The 3,876-nt window shown below is 75.2% G+C and carries 2 protein-coding genes; both read left to right on the top strand.

Features of this window, described 5'->3' with window-relative positions; genetic code table 11:
• The first annotated feature begins 131 nt into the window (after positions 1-131).
• On the top strand, positions 132-1,847 hold the full coding sequence (locus AXW62_RS23810; RefSeq protein ID WP_244502791.1) for a S1 family peptidase: 1,716 nt from the start codon (positions 132-134) through the stop codon (positions 1,845-1,847).
• A gap of 314 nt (positions 1,848-2,161) precedes the next feature.
• On the top strand, positions 2,162-3,876 hold a 1,715-nt coding region (locus AXW62_RS23805; RefSeq protein ID WP_252368701.1), incomplete at its 3' end, for a serine/threonine-protein kinase.

Raw genomic sequence — 3,876 nt, 5'->3', positions numbered from 1 at the left:
GCCCACGCCCCCGGCACGCCGTCCGCGCCCCCGGCACCCCGCCCCCAGCCCCGGCACGCCTCTCACCCGTTCCTGTGACCCATCGGACGGACGGGGCACTTCCGTACCTCTCGGGCGTATGCTCTGGCCGCATGGGGGCGGAAATGGGCATCACCGCCGATGAGACCTCCAGCGGGGGGACTTGGCGGGTAAGGATCCGTAGTTCGGCCGGTGACGTCCTGGGCGCCGGAATCCTTCTGGGCAGCGAGACGGTGCTCACGTGCGCCCATGTGATCCCCGACGACGGGCTCCCGGTGCCCGCCACCGAGGTCCTGGTCGACCTGGTCGAGGTGCCCGACACCGAGCCCGTGCCCGCCCGCGTCGCCGACGGCTGCTGGGTGCCCCAGCGCTCCGACGGATGCGGCGATGTGGCGCTGCTGCGGCTGGGCCGCCCGCAGCCCGCCGAGCACGCCGCGCCGCTGTACCGGCTGCCCCCGGTGCTCGGCCGGCCGGTGTGGATGGGCGGCTTCCCCGAGGGCCTCGACAACGGCCACTACCTGCGCGCGAGGACCGCCGGGCGGGTCGGCCCGCGGGCGGAGTGGGTGGGGCTGGACCCCGCGTCGCGCCGGGATGTGGTCCGTAAGGGCTTCAGCGGCGCCGGGGTGGAGGACGAGGCGACCCGGCATGTCATCGGCATGGTCGTCAGCCGGTACGACGACCCCCCGGGCGTCCCCTCCGCCGAGCGGCTCAGCGTGTCGTACATGATCCCGGTCGAGACGATCCTGCGCCATCTGCCGGTGGTCCACCGCTGGGTGAGGGGCGCCCCCGGGGTGGACCGGCCGCTGGTCTCCCGGCTGACCGCCGGCGTCCAGGACGTCGGCTTCGCCCAGCGGCTCGCCGTATGGCTGCGCCGGGAGCCCCTGACCGGGCGGGCGGGCATCGTGGACGTGGAGACCGTGGTCATCGAGTCCGGCGACCGCGTGCGGTACGAGGCGCTCAGCCGCGCCATCACGCTCGCCGACCGCGAACTGTCGGGGGGCGGTCCGGACGAGGCGCTCTCCGCCGCGCCGCACGGCACCGTCCCGCCGCTGGGCAGTGTGGACCTGGCCATCGACGTCACCCGGCGCACCGACACCGAGGTCGCGCTGCGGGTCGCGGACCGGATGGATCTGCGTTCGCCCGGCGACACCTCCCCGCTCAGCCGGGTCCGGGCCAACGCCGTGCCGCTCACCATCGTGGCCGTCGGCGTGGACCGCGCCCGCGGCCCGGAGGCGCTGGTCCGGTTCATGAAGCTGCTCGCCGACCGGGGCAGCCGGCTGATGCTGGTCTTCCGCGACCCCCACTCCCCCGCGCTGCGCCTGGCCGAGCGGCTGTTCCGCCCCGAGGCGGCGCGGATCGACACCTGGCTGGAGGAGCTCGCCGGGCGGGTGGCCCTGGCCGCCGACCGCGAGCACGAGGCGGCCGAGCGCGGGGCGCGCCGCTCGTTCCCGTCGGACGCCGAGGACGCCACCGCCTTACGGATCAATCTGACCCGGCTGCGCTCCGACCCCGAGCTCGGCTCCCACCGCGTCGTCGCCAAGCTCGCCGCGTTCGAGCACTCGGTCCGGATGGTCACCGAGCGGGCCGAGGAGACGCTGCGGGTGATCGACGCCCAGCAGCCGGAGATCCAGGAACTGAAGTGGCAGCTGGTGTCCTACACCGCGATGCTCGGGGCCAAGGCCGAAGCCGAGCGGGCGGAGCTGGTCCCGCTGCACCGCGCCGCGGTGCGGCTGCTGGCCGAGGTGCCCTGTGATCTGCCGGAGGCGCGCCGCGCCGTGGACCGGTTCGTGGCCGCCGTGCACACACCGCCGCAGGGGGAGGCGCCATGACGGAAAGCACAGGCAGGACAGCAGGCAGAACAGGCAGCACAGGCAGGACGGACGGAACGGGCGGGGCGGCGGCTGGGGCAGCGGCTGGGGCGGTCTGCGAGCGCCCCGACTGCCGGGGCGAGGGACTGGGCCGGATCAACGCCCGGGGGTTCTGCTCCGAGTGCGGCCGCAGGGCCCTGCCCACCGCCCCGGCCCCAGCCCCGGCCCCGGCCACGGCCCTGGTCCCGGCCCCGGCTCCCCCACCCCCACCCGCCCGGGCCGGCGATCTGGGGTCCGGGTCCACCGCGGCCACGGCCCGCGCCCGTCGCCGCGATGTGGCACGGAAGTTCACGGTGCGGCCGGCGGGCGAGGACCCGCTGGCCCTGCCCCGGGTCGAACTGCCCTCGCTGCGCGACCTGGTGATGGACGATCCGCATCCCCCCTCGCGCGGCCAGACCTGCGGCTGGGAGGGGTGCGAGGCGATCGTGGGCGCGCCCTACGCCGGACAGCCCGCGCTCTCCAGGGGCTACTGCCCGCGCTGCCGCCATCCGTTCGACTTCACCCCGCGGCTGCGTCCCGGGGATCTGCTGGGCGATCAGTACCGGGTGGTCGGCTGTGTCGGGTACGGCGGGCTCGGCTGGGTCTATCTCGCCGAGGACACCCAGCTCGACGACCAGCCCGTCGCCATCAAGGGCCTGATCAACAACGAGGACGAGGCGGCGCTGCGGACGGCGGTCGAGGAGCGCCGCTATCTGACCATGCTCGACCACCCCGGCATCGTCCGGATCATCAACTACGTCACCCAGCCCGACCCCCGGGACGACGGCGCGCTGACGGGCTACATCGTGATGGAGTTCGTCGGCGGGATGACGCTCGCCCAGATCAAGGACCACATCGCGGACGCGGTGACGCCGTACGACGGGCCCCGGCTGTACGAGCACATCCTGGCCTACGGCTGTCTGGTGCTGCGCGCGGTGGGCTATCTGCACGGCGAGAAGCTGCTCTACTGCGACCTCAAGCCGAGCAACGTGATGCACTACGAGGACCGGATCAAGGTGATCGACCTCGGCGCGGTGTGGCGGCTGGGCCAGCGGGACGGCGGGCCGCCCGTGATCACCGAGGCGTTCGCCGCCCCGGAGGTGCTGGCCCGGGGCGCCTCGGCCCTCACCGAGCGCCATGACCTCTTCGGGGTCGGCAGGACCCTCGAGGAGCTCTCGGACCAGGCCACCCGGCAGGCCCAGCGGCCGCCGGGCCTGGGCGCCGAGTCCTACCGCCGGGTGCTGGCCCGCGCCACCGCGGACGACCCGGAGCGGCGGTTCGGGTCGGCGGCGGAGATGTCCGAGCAGCTGTGGGGCGTGCTGCGGGAGATCCACTCGCTGCGGCTGGGCCGGGAGCAGCCGGAGCCGTCCACGCTCTTCGCCCCGACCTCGGCGCTGCTGGACTCCTCACTGGGCCGGATCCCGGGTCTGGAGCGCTGGCTGGAGGGGGATCCGCGCCCGCTGCTGGCGTCCGGGCTGCCCCGTCCCGAGCAGGTGCCGCTCGGCCTGCCGGTGCCGTTCCCGGACCCGGCCGATCCGGGCGCGGCGCTGCTGGGCGTCCCGACCGACAGCGGTCCGCGCCGGCTGATCGAGCAGCTGCACGCCTTCCCCCGCCCCTCCGCCGAGATCCGGCTGCGCACCTGCCGCGCCTGCCTGGAGCTGGGCGAACGGGACGCGGCGGCACGGGAGCTGGCGATCGCCGTGCAGCTGACCGGCTCCGCCGCCCCGTACGACTGGCGGCTGTCCTGGCACCGCGCCCTGCTGCGGCTCGCGGACGGCGCGGTGGCCGCCGCCCGGCGGGAGTTCGACGAGGTCTACAGCACCCTGCCCGGGGAGTACGCGCCCAAGCTGGCGCTGGGCTACTGCGCCGAGCACCTGGGCGACCACGCGTTGGCCCAGCGGTTCTACGAGGCGGTGTGGCAGCGCAACCGCTCCCAGGGCAGCGCCGCCTTCGGGCTGGCCCGGCTCCGGCTCGCCGCGGGCGACCGGGGCGGCGCGGTGGACATCCTCGG

The organism is Streptomyces hygroscopicus subsp. hygroscopicus, assembly GCF_001553455.1.
Classification (GTDB): Bacteria; Actinomycetota; Actinomycetes; order Streptomycetales; family Streptomycetaceae; genus Streptomyces; species Streptomyces hygroscopicus.
This window is presented reverse-complemented; position numbering and strand designations above follow the sequence as displayed.

Excerpts from the sequence above, each read along its gene's own strand:
- AXW62_RS23810 (WP_244502791.1), top strand. The coding sequence starts at position 132 with ATGGGGGCGGAAATGGGCATCACCGCCGATGAGACCTCCAGCGGGGGG.